12 protein-coding genes and 1 pseudogene are annotated in these 13,821 nt (G+C 72.4%); 11 read left to right on the forward strand and 2 right to left on the reverse strand.

Annotated elements, in window-relative coordinates:
• Positions 1-39: 39 nt before the first annotated feature.
• The 7 genes from AB5J51_RS35650 (at position 40) to AB5J51_RS35680 (ending at position 8,505) form a co-directional block, all read left to right on the forward strand.
• Positions 40-1,314, forward strand: a complete 1,275-nt coding sequence (locus tag AB5J51_RS35650) for a phenylacetate--CoA ligase family protein (RefSeq protein ID WP_369779584.1) — start codon at positions 40-42, stop codon at positions 1,312-1,314.
• Positions 1,311-2,603, forward strand: a complete 1,293-nt coding sequence (locus AB5J51_RS35655; protein WP_369779585.1) for an MFS transporter — start codon at positions 1,311-1,313, stop codon at positions 2,601-2,603. Before AB5J51_RS35650 ends, AB5J51_RS35655 begins: the two co-directional genes overlap by 4 nt.
• Entirely contained in the window at positions 2,600-3,736 is a 1,137-nt protein-coding gene (locus AB5J51_RS35660) for a GNAT family N-acetyltransferase (protein ID WP_369779586.1), read from the forward strand. Before AB5J51_RS35655 ends, AB5J51_RS35660 begins: the two co-directional genes overlap by 4 nt.
• A complete protein-coding gene (locus AB5J51_RS35665) occupies positions 3,733-4,902 on the forward strand; it encodes an acyl-protein synthase (protein WP_369779587.1) in 1,170 nt (389 codons plus the stop codon). The genes AB5J51_RS35660 and AB5J51_RS35665 overlap by 4 nt, the downstream gene beginning before the upstream one ends.
• On the forward strand, positions 4,899-7,415 hold the full coding sequence (locus tag AB5J51_RS35670) for an acyl-CoA reductase (protein ID WP_369779588.1): 2,517 nt from the start codon (positions 4,899-4,901) through the stop codon (positions 7,413-7,415). The genes AB5J51_RS35665 and AB5J51_RS35670 overlap by 4 nt, the downstream gene beginning before the upstream one ends.
• A gap of 196 nt (positions 7,416-7,611) precedes the next feature.
• Positions 7,612-7,986, forward strand: a complete 375-nt coding sequence (locus AB5J51_RS35675) for a hypothetical protein (protein WP_053787470.1) — start codon at positions 7,612-7,614, stop codon at positions 7,984-7,986.
• 153 nt (positions 7,987-8,139) lie between these two features.
• Positions 8,140-8,505 (forward strand): helix-turn-helix transcriptional regulator, encoded by a 366-nt coding sequence (locus AB5J51_RS35680; protein WP_053787631.1) that lies wholly within the window; start codon positions 8,140-8,142, stop codon positions 8,503-8,505.
• A 5-nt stretch (positions 8,506-8,510) separates the two neighbouring features.
• Here AB5J51_RS35680 and AB5J51_RS35685 read toward each other — a convergent pair whose 3' ends face one another.
• Entirely contained in the window at positions 8,511-9,506 is a 996-nt protein-coding gene (locus AB5J51_RS35685; protein WP_369779589.1) for an NAD-dependent epimerase/dehydratase family protein, read from the reverse strand.
• Between the two features lie 128 nt (positions 9,507-9,634).
• Positions 9,635-9,970, reverse strand: coding sequence for a hypothetical protein (locus tag AB5J51_RS35690; RefSeq protein ID WP_136223353.1), 336 nt, complete (start codon positions 9,968-9,970; stop codon positions 9,635-9,637).
• A gap of 162 nt (positions 9,971-10,132) precedes the next feature.
• On the opposite strand from AB5J51_RS35690, the gene AB5J51_RS35695 reads away from it, so the two are divergent.
• The 4 genes and pseudogenes from AB5J51_RS35695 (at position 10,133) to AB5J51_RS35710 (ending at position 13,785) form a co-directional block, all read left to right on the forward strand.
• Positions 10,133-10,411 carry a hypothetical protein gene (locus AB5J51_RS35695; protein WP_053787467.1) on the forward strand — a complete coding sequence of 93 codons (279 nt, stop codon included), beginning with the start codon at positions 10,133-10,135 and terminating at the stop codon, positions 10,409-10,411.
• Positions 10,412-10,498: 87 nt separating this feature from the next.
• Positions 10,499-11,005 (forward strand): annotated as a pseudogene (locus tag AB5J51_RS35700) (hypothetical protein); the annotation flags it as partial.
• 9 nt (positions 11,006-11,014) lie between these two features.
• Positions 11,015-12,442 (forward strand): hypothetical protein, encoded by a 1,428-nt coding sequence (locus AB5J51_RS35705; protein ID WP_369780369.1) that lies wholly within the window; start codon positions 11,015-11,017, stop codon positions 12,440-12,442.
• A complete protein-coding gene (locus tag AB5J51_RS35710) occupies positions 12,439-13,785 on the forward strand; it encodes a VWA domain-containing protein (RefSeq protein WP_369779590.1) in 1,347 nt (448 codons plus the stop codon). Before AB5J51_RS35705 ends, AB5J51_RS35710 begins: the two co-directional genes overlap by 4 nt.
• Positions 13,786-13,821 lie beyond the last annotated feature (36 nt).

The following is a 13,821-nucleotide window of genomic DNA, read 5'->3' on the forward strand; positions in this document are numbered from 1 at the left end:
CCGCCTATTTCAACTTTCATCTTTCGAGGTAAAGGCAGCATGCCCGTCCAGCAGTTTTCAGACCTCGTGCGTTTCGCCCGTGACTCCTCTCCTTTCTACGCCGACCTCTACGCGGACCTGCCACCGCACGTGAGCCGGATCACCGACGTTCCCGTCGTGGACCAGGACAGGTTCTGGGCGGCCAACACCCTGCACGACAACCGCGTCCTGACCGCCCCCCTCGGGGAAGCCGTCGTGTTCAAGACGGGCGGCACCACGGGCACCCCGCGGTTCTCCTGCTACACCCGTGAGGAATGGCAGGAGTTCGTCACCGCCTTCGGCGCCGGAATGGTCGACGCCGGCCTGCGGCCCGGGCACAGGGTCGCCGACCTGTTCTACGCCGGTGAGCTCTACGCCAGCTTCCTGTTCATCCTGGACTCGCTCGCGCACGCCCCCGTCGCCAACGTCAGGCTGCCCATAGGCGGCGGCGCCCCGCTGGAGTCGACGGTCACCACGCTCGAGGACTTCGCCGCCCACGTCGTCGCCGGCACACCGACCACGCTCTGCCGACTCGCCGAGCACCTGACCTCCTCCGGCCGCCAACTGCCCGGCGTCGAGTTCCTGTTCTTCGGCGGGGAAGCCCTCTTCGCCGACCAGCGCCGCCTCCTGTCAGCCGCCTTCCCGGGCGCCACGCCCCGTTCGCTCGGCTACGCCAGTGTCGACGGCGGCCTCCTCGGCCGCCCGGTGCCCGGCACGGACGACGACCCGCGCACGCACCGCCCGTTCACCCCGCACACCCTCGTCGAGATCCTCGACGAGACGACAGGCGAACCGATCCGCGAGCCGGGCCGGCCCGGACGGGTCGTCGTCACCCAGCTCTTCCGCCGCCTCATGCCCGTCATCCGCTATCCCGCCGGCGACCGCGCCGAGTGGACCGGCACCGAGGGCGGTGCCTTCCGCATCCTCGGCCGGGCCGAGGAAGGCGTACGCGTCGGCCCCGTCTCGCTGTACTGGCAGGACGCCACGGACGCCGTCGCCGAGGCCGACACCGACGGCAGGGTCACGGGCATGCAGCTCGTCGTCCGCCGCTGGGACGGCCGCGACGGCCTCGTCCTGCGCCTGGCCACCGCCCCCGGCCAGGACCCGGCCGGCCTGGAGGTCTTCGCCAAGGAGGTCGTCACCGGGCTGAACACCGCCCGGCCGCTCTACCCCGACAGCGTCGCCGCCGGATTCGTGCACCCGCTCCGCGTCGAGTGGGCCCGCCACCGCGACCTGGTGGTCAACCCCCGTTCCGGCAAGCTCGTCCGCGTCATCGACGAGAGGCCGACCGCATGACCGCCCCCGCACCCGGGGCCGCCGGCCGGCGGCTCCCCCTCGTCCTGCGCAACCGCGCCTTCGGGACCGTATGGCTGGGCCAGGTGTTCACCCAAGCCGGCATCCGCATGTTCCAGGTGGGCATCTCCTGGTGGCTCATCGGCTACGCCACCTCCGGCGACGGCGGATTCGCGGCCGGGCTGTTCATGGCCGTCAGCACGCTGCCCGCCGTGGTCCTCGCCCCGTTCGTCGCCCGCGCCATCGCCCGCTTCGCCCACCGCTCGCTGCTGCGCACCGCCGCCGGCGGCGCCGGAGCGGCCGCTGCCGCGCTGGCCGTCTGGACCTGCGCGAGCGACCTGCCCGTCGCCGCGGCCTACGCGGCGGCCCTGGCCCTGGCGACCTGCCAGGCCTTCTTCGACCCGTGCCTGACCACCTCCGTGCCCGAGCTCGTGGACGACGCGGACATCGAGGCCGCGACCGGCTTCGAGCTGTCCACCCAGTCGCTGGCGAGCCTCGGCGGAGCCCTCCTCGGCGCCCTCGTCGTGGACGTCGCCGGAGTGGCCGGCCTCGCCGTGGGCTGCGCCGCCGCCTACGCCACGGCCGCCGTGCTCATCGCGACCGTACGGTTCCGCACCGCCGGTGCCGGCACCGCCGCTCATCCCGAGGAGGCGGAGCCCCGACGGACACTGCGTCAGCTGCTGGGCGCCATGCCGTACGTCCGCGGGATCCTCCTCTGCTTCACCGCGGCCAACCTCTTCACCACGGCCGTCTTCGTCGTCATGCCGCTCTACACCGCCTCGGTGCTGCACGGCGACGGCGCCACCGTCGCCCTGCTGGAGGCCTCGCTCGGCGTGGGCACGCTCATCGGCTCCTTCACCGGTGCACGGGTACCCGGCCGGCCCGCCGTGGTCGGCACCGCGTGTCTCGCCGCGATGGCCGCAGCCCTCGCCCTGCCCGGCCTGATCGCCGCCCGGCCCGTCATCGCAGGGGCCCTGCTGGTGACCGGATGGTGCGTCGGGGTGATCGGGGTCCGCTTCGTGGCCCTGTTCCAGCGGCTGGTCCCGGCCGCCGACAAGCCCGCGTTCTTCGCCGTCATGCAGGCCGTCCTCGGTGCGACCTTCCCCGTCGCCTCGCTGCTCTTCGGGTTCCTCGGCGACCACCTCTGCGCCCAGACGCTGTGCCTGATCCAGGCCGCCGGACTCGTCCCCGCCGCCCTCGCCCTGGCCCTGCTGCCCGGCCACTCCCGCCCGGCGGGCGCGCCCGACCCCGTTCCCGCGCCGGAGCCGACCCCCGCAGGAGGCGCCCGATGACCGCCGCGATCGAGCAGGCCACCCCGGCCGACATCGCCGATCTCCGCCAGCTCTACTACGCCGTCTACGGCCCGCACTACCCCACGGCCCTCGGCACCGACCCCGCCGAGATGACCCGGCTCATCCGGGACCCGCACACCCTCTGGCTCGTCGCCCGCTGCCCCCGTACCGGCGCCCTCGCCGGATCCGCCGCGGTCCACAGCGAACCCGGCAGCCGGGTCGGCCGCCTCGAAGGGCTCGCCGTCCACCCCGACCAGCGCGGAACCGGGCTCGCCGGGCAGCTGACCGAGGCCGTGTGCGCCGGCACGCTCGATGCCGGGACGCTCGACTCGGTGTACGCCACCGTCCGTACGGTCAGCGCCGGACCCCAGCGCGTCGTGGCCCGCAACGGCTTCCGCCCCCTGGGCATCCTGCCCAACGCCGTGGAGCTCAGCAGCCGCGAGAGCCTCGCACTCTACGCGCGTCACTCGCCCGGGGTGCTGGACCGCCGGGTACCCGTCGCCGAGGTGCCCGCCTCCCTGGTACCGCTCCTGCGCACCGCCGGGGCGAGCCTGGGCATCAGCTACGCGGACGCCCGGCCCACGCCGCCGGTGCCCGCGCCCGCCGGGCCGGCGGCGCGGCCGCTGGAGATGATCGAGGCGCCGGCCTTCGTCCGCCGCCGCTTCCACCAGCACTTCCCCGACACCGGCCGCTGGTTCTACCCGCTGCACACCCCCAACATCCTCCTCACCCCCGACGACGGCGGCTTCGAGGTGTACGCCTATCTCAACCGCACCGGCGGCTACTGCGCCCTGGTCACCGCCCACCCGGACCCGGCGGCCGCCGCCGGCTGGCTGGAGCCGGTCACCCGGACCCTCACCCGCGCCGGCGCCGGCTACGTGGAGGCGCTCGTACCCCTGGAACACCACGCCGCGCTCTCGGCCTTCACCGCCGAGGGCTTCATCGCCGGGGCCCTGTACCCGGCCATGCGCCGGGACGGCGACGGTTTCCACGACTACGTGGTGATGTCCCGGACCACCGAGCACATCGACTTCCGCGGCGTGGTCGTCGACCCGCCCCTCCAGCCCTTCCTCGATTCCTATGTGTCGGCCTGGGCGTCGACCCATCTGCCCGTACGTGAGGTTGCTTCATGACCCCTTCCACGACCCCCTCGAAACCCCATCTCGCCCCCGTCGACGTCCCCGACGCCGCGGCCCTCGGCCGGGTCCAGCAACTCTGCGACCGGACCGGGCCCTACACCTCCGGTCCCGCCGAGGAGGAGCTGTTCGCCGCCGCCATGGCGGAGATCAACACCTGGCACCGCGACCGGTCCCCGTTCTTCCGCAGCCTGTACGACGGGGAGCGCCCGGACACCCCGTACGAGGCACCCCTGGTGCACGCGAACTTCTTCAAGCGCCACGAGGTCCTGTCCATACCCGAGGACGAGGTCCACCTCCACCTCACCTCCTCCGGGACCACCGGACAGAAGTCGCAGATGTTCTTCGACGAGTGGACCATCCGCTCCGCCCAGCGCATGGTCGCCCGCATCTTCGACCACAACGGCTGGATCACCCCCGACCAGCCCGTCAACTACCTGCTCTACAGCTACGAGCCCGCCCGCGACCTCAACCTGGGCACCTCGTTCACCGACAACTACCTGTGCGACTTCGCCCCGGCCCGGCAGGTCGAGTACGCGCTGCGCAACACCGGCAACGGCCACGAGTTCGACCCCTTCGGCTGCGTCGCCGCCCTGCGCCGCTTCGCCGAGGACGACGTACCCGTCCGCATCCTCGGCTTCCCCGCCTTCCTCTGGTTCACGCTGGAGCGGATGCGCGCCATGGGCCTGGAGCCGCTGAAGCTCCCGGAAGGGTCCCTGATCATCCTCGGCGGGGGCTGGAAGGGCCACACCGACCGGCAGATCGGCAAGCACGAGCTGTACGCCCGCGTCACCGAGCAGTTGGGGGTCCCCTCCGAGCGGATCCGCGACACCTTCGGGTCGGTCGAGCACTGCATCCCGTACATCGAGTGCGCGCACCACAACCTCCACGCACCCGTCTGGTCCCGCGTCTTCATCCGCTCCACCCGCACCCTCGAGCCCCTCCCGTACGGCGAACGCGGCTACCTGCACCTGGTGTCCCCGTACATCACCTCCGTACCGGCGCAGAGCGTCGTCATGGGCGACCTCGCCTCGCTCCACCCGGGCGAGAGTTGCGGATGCGAGCTGACCACCCCGTGGTTCACGATCCACGGCCGGGCCGGCGTCAGCCGCAACCGCAGCTGTGCCGTGGCCGCCGCCGAACTGATGAAGGGAATGTCATGACCGACACCATCAACCACCACTACTGGCAGGGCACCTTCATCGGGGACGACGAGGCCGCCCGCCGCCTGGCCACCCTCCCCACCGCAGTCGAGGCCGCACTCGGCACACCGCTGGACACCGAGACCGTCCTCGCCGCCTGCGACGCCCTCTCCCGCGCCCTGCGCGACCCCGGCCACCGCGTACGGGAGCGGCTGGCCCCGCACCTGCCCGCGGACGGCGACACGGAGTGCGAAGAACTCCTGGCGGAACTCGCCGACTTCCTCGACCGCAGCTCGCTCACCCGCAAGCTCCGGCGCGAGCTGGGCAGCGCCGCCCCGCAGCGGCTGAACCGCCCCGACGCCAAGGAGACGGTGTACGAGGCCTGGGCGCCCGTCGGCCTGGTCGCCCACATAGCCCCGGGCAACGCCGCCACCGTCGCCCCGCTCAGCCTGATCGAAGGACTCCTCGCCGGGAACGTCAACGTCCTCAAGACCAGCAGCTCCGACACCTTCCTCGCCCAGCACCTCCTCGCCGAACTCGCCGCGCAGGACCCGACCGGCGCCCTCGCCGAGCGCATCATCGTGCTGCGCTTCCCCTCCTCCCGCCAGGAGTGGCTGCGCCTGATGTGCGCCCCCGCCGACGCCGTCGCGGTCTGGGGCGGCGAGTCGGCCGTCGAAGGCGTCGCCGCCCACGTCCCGGCCGGCTGCCGCCTGGTGGAGTGGGGGCACAAGATCTCCTTCGCCTACCTCACGCAGGACGCCTGGGCGGACGGGGCGACGCTGACGGCCCTGGCCCGGGACGTCTGCCTCTTCGAGCAGCAGGCCTGCTCCAGCCCCCAGGTCGTCTACCTCGACACCGAGACGGGGAACACCGAGGTGCTGCACGCGTTCGCCGAGCGCCTCGCGGCGGCCCTGGACGCCCAGCCGGCGCCCGCCGCGGCGGACCTCGACCCGGCCGAGTACGCCGAGCTGACCACCACCGAGCACCTCGCCCGCCTCGAGGAGCACCTGGGCCTCACCCGTGTCCTCGCCGCCCCCGACGGCACCTGGCGGGTCATGGCCGACGACCGGCCGGCCCTCACCGCCTCCCCGCTGCACCGCAGCGTCTGGGTGAAGCCGCTGCCCCGCAAGAGCCTCATGGCCACGCTGCGTCCCATGCGCCGCTACCTCCAGACGGCGGGCATCGCGGGCAGCCGCACCGACACCGCCGAGCTCTCGGCCCTGGTCCTGGCCGCCGGAGCCACCCGGGTCACCCCCGTCGGCGCCATGACCGCGGGCTACGCCGGTGAACCGCACGACGGGGTCTACGCCCTCCAGCGCTACAGCCGGCGCGTCGCCGTCCAGGCCGACGAGCGCTTCGCCGCCACCGCCTGCCTCGACGACCTCGCCCGCCCGGCCGTCTTCCCGCCGGCCACCGGGCCGCTGCTGGACAAGGCCGCCGTCCAGGACCTCAACCGCGGGGTCGACCGGAGCGACGCCGAGCTGTACTTCCGCAGCGGGGGCAGCACGGGTAAGCCCGCCCTGTCGCTGTTCACGTACGCGGACTACGACACGCAGATGCACGCAGCCGCCCGCGGCCTGCTCGCCGCCGGCTACGACCCGGCCCGCGACCGTACGGCCAACCTCTTCTACTGCGGCGGCATGTACGGCGGGTTCATCAGCTTCTTCTCCATCCTCGAGCGCCTCGGCGGCGTCCAGATGCCGATGGCAGCGGGCCCCGACCACCGCGCCACCGCGGAGATGATCGCCGCGTACGAGGTGGACACGCTCTTCGGCATGCCCTCGTACCTCTGGCAGCTGCTGCACGAGGAAGCGGACCTGCTGCGCTCGTACGGAGGCCTGCGCAAGATCTACTACGGCGGAGAGCACTTCACCGACGCACAGCGCAGGACGCTGACCGAGACGTTCGGCATCGAGGTCATCCACTCCATCACCTACGGCAGCACCGACCTCGGCCCGCTCGGCTACCAGTGCACGCAGAGCAGCGGCAGCGTCCACCACCTCCATGACGACCTGCACACCCTGGAGATCGTCGACGTCGACGAGGACCGTCCCGTGGCGCCGGGAGAGACCGGCCGGCTCGTGTTCACCACCCGCGCCCGCCGGGGCCAGCAGCTCGACCGGTACGTCATCGGCGACCTCGGGCGCGCCCTGCCCGGACGCTGCCCCTGCGGAAGCCACGCCCCGCGCTTCGAACTGCTCGGCCGGCTCGGCGAGGTGATGCGGGTGGCGACGTACTTCCTGAACTACCGCCGTTTCGTGGCCATCGCGGGGGAGAGCCTGGGGTACGGCGGTGAGCTGCAGGCCGTGCTGACCGCCGGGGCCGTCCGCGAAGGCCTCACCCTGCGGATGGAGAGCGCCCACGCCCCGGACCCGGACCGGGCGCGCGAGGCCTTCCTGGCCGGGTACCCGGAGGTGCGGTCGGCGGTGGCGGAGAGGCTCCTCGACTTCGCGGTCGAGGTGGTGGACGGCGCCGCCCTGTCCCGTACGGCGACGAGCGGGAAGCTCCTCGCCGTGGTGGACCGCAGGCGGTAGCCCGGGCACCGCGGTGCGTGCCGTGCGTGTCGTGGGCGCCGGGCGGATCTTAGACGGGGGAGGGGGCGTTTTTGGTCAAATCTCCTGTTCTCCTCACGCTGCCGCGCACGCTCAGTAGCGTCGGTCTCACAAGAGGTCCGGCGCACGGCGGAAGCGGGCGCGGGGCGTGGACGGAGAGAAGAGGGAGCGGTCGCCGATGGCGAATGTGGAAGTCTCGTTGAAGGAGACGATGACCTCGATCGAGGGCACCCTGGGAGTCGCGCTGGTGGATTACACCAGCGGAATGGCACTGGGAACTCTCGGCGGTGGCAAGGACCTCGACCTGGCGGTCGCCGCCGCGGGCAACACGGACGTGATCCGGGCCAAGGTCCGCACCATGGAAATGCTCGGCATGCACGACGACATCGAGGACCTGCTGATCACCCTGGGGACTCAGTACCACCTGATCCGGCTGCTCAAGGGGAGGGAGAGCCACGGCCTGTTCCTGTACGTCGTACTGGACAAGGCCAACTCCAATCTGGCGATGGCCCGGCACCAGCTCAAGCGCATCGAATCCGCTCTGGAGCTGTAGCCCCTTCCTGTCCCGGGCCCACGCATGCCCACGAATTGAAGAACTCTTCAATCCGGCACATCCGAAATTGGTCAAGCAGAGGCGCGCGTGGGCCCATCGGGCGGAATGATGGGCGGTGGTGGCGGTCGAGCAACGGTGGGAGCGTTCGTGAGCATGCAGGTACCCCTGTACCAGGCGAAAGCCGAGTTCTTCCGCATGCTCGGACACCCCGTCCGGATCCGCGTTCTGGAGCTCCTGCAGAGCGGTCCGATGCCCGTGCGCGAACTCCTCGCCGAGATCGACATCGAGCCGTCCAACCTGTCCCAGCAATTGGCGGTCCTGCGCCGCTCCGGAATCGTCGTCTCCACGCGCGAGGGCGCGACCGTCAACTACGCCCTCGCCGGCGGCGACGTCGCCGAACTCCTGCGCGCGGCCCGCCGGATCCTGACCGAACTCCTGGCAGGCAAGAGCGAACTCCTCGCCGAATTGCGGCAGGTGGAACCCGGGGCCGGTACCGCGGGACGGGGTACCGGCCGCTGAGCGTCCTATTCGCCCTGTTCGAGAGCGTCGAGCAGCTCGCGCTCGCGCCCCGCGCTCAGGCCGGCGCGCCGTTCCCGGTCCAGGCCCTGCTCGCGCTCCCAGGCCAGCGTGTCGGCCAGCAGCTCCGCCCGGGGCCGGTGCCGCAGACCCGCGGCCCGCGCCGCGGACCCGTCCCGGGCCAACGCCCCTTCCCAGCCCGCTTCGACCAGCCACATCGGCAGCGACTCGGCCCCGCTGTACTCGGCCACGCCGTTCGCCAGCAGCCACGCCGAGTCGGCGGTGACGACCGGACCGGTGTGCCCGCCCGTCGCGCGGGACAGCTCGATCCACTCCCCGAACGGCACGACCGGGCCGACGGCGTTGTACGTCCCCGTGCTTCCGTTCTCCGCGGCGTCGAGCAGCCAGGCGGCGAGGTCCCGTACGTCGATCGTCTGCGTCGGTGCAGCCGGTTCGTCGGGAACAAGCATCGGCCCGTGCGGATCGCGCGCGGCGCGGGCCACCCAGTACCCCGAGCGGCCGGTGTGGTCCCCCGGACCGCCGATGAGTCCGGCACGTGCGATGAGGAGGCGCTCGCCCAGCGCGGCCGCCGAAGCCTGCTCGCAGGCCGACTTGGCCTCGCCGTACAGCGCGCGGTCGACCTCGCTCCGGTCCGTCGGAGGCCGGAGCGGCGCGGACTCGTCCGCCCCCGGCGTGGCGTCGGAGGCGTAGGCGCTCACCGAGGAGACGTACGTCCAGTGCCGGGCCCGGTCGCCCAGTGCGTCGAGCGCCCCACGGACGAAGCCCGGTTGCCACGACACCTCGACGACCGCGTCCCATACGCGGTCGAGCAGGGGCGCGTACGCCGCAGGGTCGCTCCGGTCCGCGGCCACCAGCCTCGCCCCGTCGGCGACCTCGCCGCTCTCCCCGCGCGCGAGGCACGTCACCCGATGGCCGCGCCCTACCGCCTGCCGCGACAGCTCCCGGCCCACCCATGCAGTTCCGCCCAGCACCAAGATCTCCATACCGACACCCAAGCATCGGCAGCCTCGGACATCCATACGGATTCGCTGACGGCGGACCCGGCGCCGGAGCCGGCTCTGCGGCCAGATGGGACTTTGACGACACCCCCTAGCCCGAACGGGTGAGGTTGCTAGTCCTCGGTGACCGGGATGTTGATGCCCAGGTTCCGGATCAGCACCCACTCGACCTCGTCCGCGATGGGGAACTCACCCTCGACTCCGGTGTCGGTGACGACCGTGAGGACCGTGCCCGTCGGCTTCTGCTCCACCAGTTTGAGGTGGAGCACCTCGGGTGTGGCCACGATCGGCGGGCTGGCGAGCTCCAGCGCGAGCCGGAAGCCGGAAGAGGGGCATGCCGCCACACCCTTCACCCTGACCGAGCGCCTGCCGCCGCTCGTCCGGTATTCCGTCGCCTTGAAGTGCTCGGTCTTGTACTCGCACGCAGGTCCGCCGGCCTGTTCAGCCATGTTCGCTCCTCTTGGACGGGGTGCTGCCCCGAGACCGGTGTTCGGCGCCGGTCCGTATCGGCAACACCCACACCGCTCCACCCTCGGCGCTCCCGCCGGCCCGCGCAACTCCGGGCCTCGGGATACCGGCCCGTCGCCCGGTCGGTGGCTAGCCTGGGCTGCATGAACTCCTCCGCCGCGCCCGGCCCCGCCGCCGCCCCCGACCGGTACACCGTCGTCCTGCGCCCGGGGCTCGCCGAGCCCGGGGGCTCCCCGCGCCGTGGCGTGCTGCGCACCGCGCTGGTCCAGGCCACCGGTGAGTTCGGGGCCTCCGGCTATCCGCGGTACGCGGGCGAGGGCGTACAGGCCGACATCGACCCGAGGACCCGGACCGTCGAAGCGGTGACGGTCGACGGCGCGGAACTCCCGTACGGCTGGGTGGCCCAGGTCGCAGACGCCTGAGGCCGAGCCCGGGGCATTGTCAGTGCTCCCGCCTATGTTCAGCAGTGTCCCGCCGATCGGCGCGGAACTCCCCTTGCTGCATAGGAGATGGGTGCGTTGTCAGACTGGGAGAGGTCGAGCACGGCCCGGGTGGTACCACCCGCGCGGCCGCGCAAGCTCGCCAAGGTCCCGTTCGTCGAGCTGGCCGACGGCCGCTTGCAGGGCGTGGTGTCCAGCGGTTCGGACATAGAGCGCGTCTACGTCTCGTCGGTCGCGGCCGGTACCTACGCGTTCGCCTGCAGCACCAACAACAACCGGCCCTGCGGCGGCGCGCGGGGCTCGTTCTGCAACCACATCAAGGCCCTGGTCGCGGAGGCCGTGCTCCAGTACGGAGCTCCGCGCGTGGCCCGCTACCTGCGGGTCGAGGCTGCGGACGGCGAGCCGACGGCGGTGGGCATCGCGGCCGTCATGAGCAGCACCCGTCCTCCGCAGGGGGACAACAAGGCCGCCGCACCCGTCTTCAGCCGGTTCCTGCGCCACCTGGCCTACCTGGAACTCGCGACGACCACCGCGCCGTTGCCGGAGATGCAGTGGTTCCCTCCGACCAGGGCGGTGTTGACGGGGGTGCCCCCGCGCGAGCCCGGTCCGGGCGCGGGGGAGCGTACCGGCCTGCCGGGCGAAACCGTCGCCGGGCTCGACGAGGCCCTCGCGGCCGTCGACGCCTTCGACGGGGCCCTGGTCGCCGGTCTGCTCCGTCCCCGGCCCGCCGAGGCCGCCGGGCTGACCGAGCTCGCCCGGGCCGTCGCGGGGACGCCGCTGGCCGCCGGGGTCGCCGAAGCGGCCGAGAAGGCGGCGGCCGGAGCCGCCGGCGAAGACCACTTCGTGGCCCTCGCCGCCGCCCGCACCGCACTGCTCGGCTCCGTCCACGACGCCCTGACGACCCGCGTCGACGAGATGACCGGCCGGCCCCACAGCGAAGAGGAGGCCCTCCCGGCGCCCGGAGGGCAGCAGACGCCGAACCTGCTCGCCGCCGCCCGCTCCTGGCTCTCGGATCTCGCCCGCGCCGGCTGGCAGGGCATCGACCACGACCTGGTCTCCGCGTCGGCGCCCGTCGTCTCCGCGATGCTTCCCGACCCGGAGCTGCGCCGCCTGGCGACGCTCCTCGACGGGTTCGCCGCCGAACTCGCCGCCTCCTGCCCGGGTGTGTCCCTGGAGCGGATCCCCGCGCGCCGCTGGGCCGACCTGTGGTCGCGTGCCCTGCTGCTGACGCTGCCCGGCTCGGCCGGCGCACCCGCCACCGGCACGGCCACCGGCCGGCTCCTGCCCCTCGGCATCGACCTGCACGAGCACGCGACCGCCGTACAGGCCCAGGTCCATGCGGTGTTCGAGCCCGCGGACGGCTCGGTGCCCCGCCTGGTGCGGGCCGGCGTATCGGTGCCGAAGCCCGACACGGTCGTGGGAGCCGGCCTCTGGCAGCTGCTCCGTCCGCACATGTCGCTGCTGGCGGCCGCCGGCGAAAGCCGCTCGATGGACCTCACCGACATGCCGATCACCGCCGAGGGCGACCTCATCTGGAGCGAGGCGTGCGCGCGCACGGGCGAGGCGGCGGACGCCTTCGCCACCGCCCGTGTGGCCCTGCCCGCTGCGGCCGCTGCGGCGGCGGCACCGCTGGACCGGCACCCGGCGCGGATCGCCGTACCCGTCTTCCTGGAGGGCTACGCCACCCGGAAGGAGGACGACGGCGCACTGACGTGGACCACCGCCGGAGGTGACCTCGCCGTCGACACGGACCGGATTCCGACCGCCGGACCCCTCACCCCGGAAGCCGTTGCGGCGTCGAATGCATGCATCGGCCTGCTCCGCTGGGACGCCGGGACGTTCTGCGTCCAGCCGCTCGCCGTCGAAACCACCGCACGGAAGAAGGCCGTCGCGGTGCACGCAGGGGCATGGGCGGGCGGCACGGCCGACAAAGCCGGCGTGAAGGCCGAGAAGGCCGCCACCGACGCCGCGGCGGTGCTGCGCGAGCGAGCGGGAAGGCTGTTGCGGAAATGACCGGACAGGAACCCGAGGTGCTCCCCGCCCCCGAGGACAACCGCCGTCAGGTCCTGTACTGGCGGCTCCTCGCCCGGCTGTTCGACCAGGAGGAGCAGGCGACGCTGGAGTCGGCGAGCCTGGCCGTGGTCGAGGACATCGGCCTGCCGGCCGCCCTGCTGGACCCGCAGGTGTCCGTCGATTCGATCGTGCAGCGCCACCCGGAGCTGGCCACCGAGTTCGAGGGCCTGATGGTGCCGCCGGGGTCCGCGCCGGAGGGCGCAGGTGACGACGGACGGCACCGGGCCGCCGAGGTACGGCGCGCGGCGCTCGTCTCCAAGGTGTTGCTCAACGTCTTCTCCTCCGGGTCCGGTACGGTCACCGCCGGGCAGCTGTCGCGCTGGCAGTCCGACGCGGGCTGGCTGGAGCGCTCGCTCGGCCGCAAGCCCGGCGAGCTGCGCGGCCCCCGGGCCGGTGGAATCGGCCCGGAACTCGGCGCCATCGAGGCCGACCTGGTCAAGCGGATGCACCTGCGCGAGGTGCTCGCCGATCCCAAGCTCGCCGCGCAGCTCACCCCGAGCATGTCCCTGATCGAGCAGCTGCTGCGCGACAAGAACAACCTGTCCGGCGTGGCCCTGGCCAACGCCAAGGCCCTGATCCGCCGTTTCGTCGACGAGGTCGCCGAGGTGCTGCGCACCCAGGTGGAGAAGTCCACGGTCGGCGCCCTGGACCGGTCGGTGCCGCCCAAGCGGGTGTTCCGCAACCTGGACCTCGACCGGACGATCTGGAAGAACCTCACCAACTGGAGCCCGGAGGAAGAGCGGTTGTACGTCGACCGCCTCTACTACCGGCACACCGCGCGCAAGACGACGCCGCAGCGGCTGATCGTGGTCGTCGACCAGTCCGGCTCGATGGTGGACTCGATGGTCAACTGCACCATCCTGGCCTCGATCTTCGCCGGGCTTCCGAAGGTGGACGTCCACCTCATCGCGTACGACACGCAGGCGCTCGACCTCACGCCGTGGGTGCACGACCCCTTCGAGACCCTGCTGCGGACCAAACTCGGCGGCGGCACCGACGGCACCGTCGCGATGGCGCTGGCCCAGCCGAAGATCGCCGAGCCCCGCAACACCGTCGTCGTGTGGATCTCGGACTTCTACGAATGGCGGACCGAGCCGCTGTTCGAGAGCATGGCCGCCATCCACCGCTCGGGCGCCAAGTTCATCCCCGTCGGCTCGGTGACCAGCTCCGGCCGCGGCAGCGTCAATCCGTGGTTCCGGGAGCGCTTCAAGGACCTCGGCACGCCGGTGCTCTCCGGCCACATCCGCAAGCTCGTCCACGAACTGAAGACGTTCCTCGCTTGATACCCCCTCATACCGCTTACCCCATTGATGTGCTGA

The sequence above is a fragment of the Streptomyces sp. R33 genome (assembly GCF_041200175.1).
In the GTDB taxonomy this organism is placed as follows: Bacteria; Actinomycetota; Actinomycetes; order Streptomycetales; family Streptomycetaceae; genus Streptomyces; species Streptomyces katrae_B.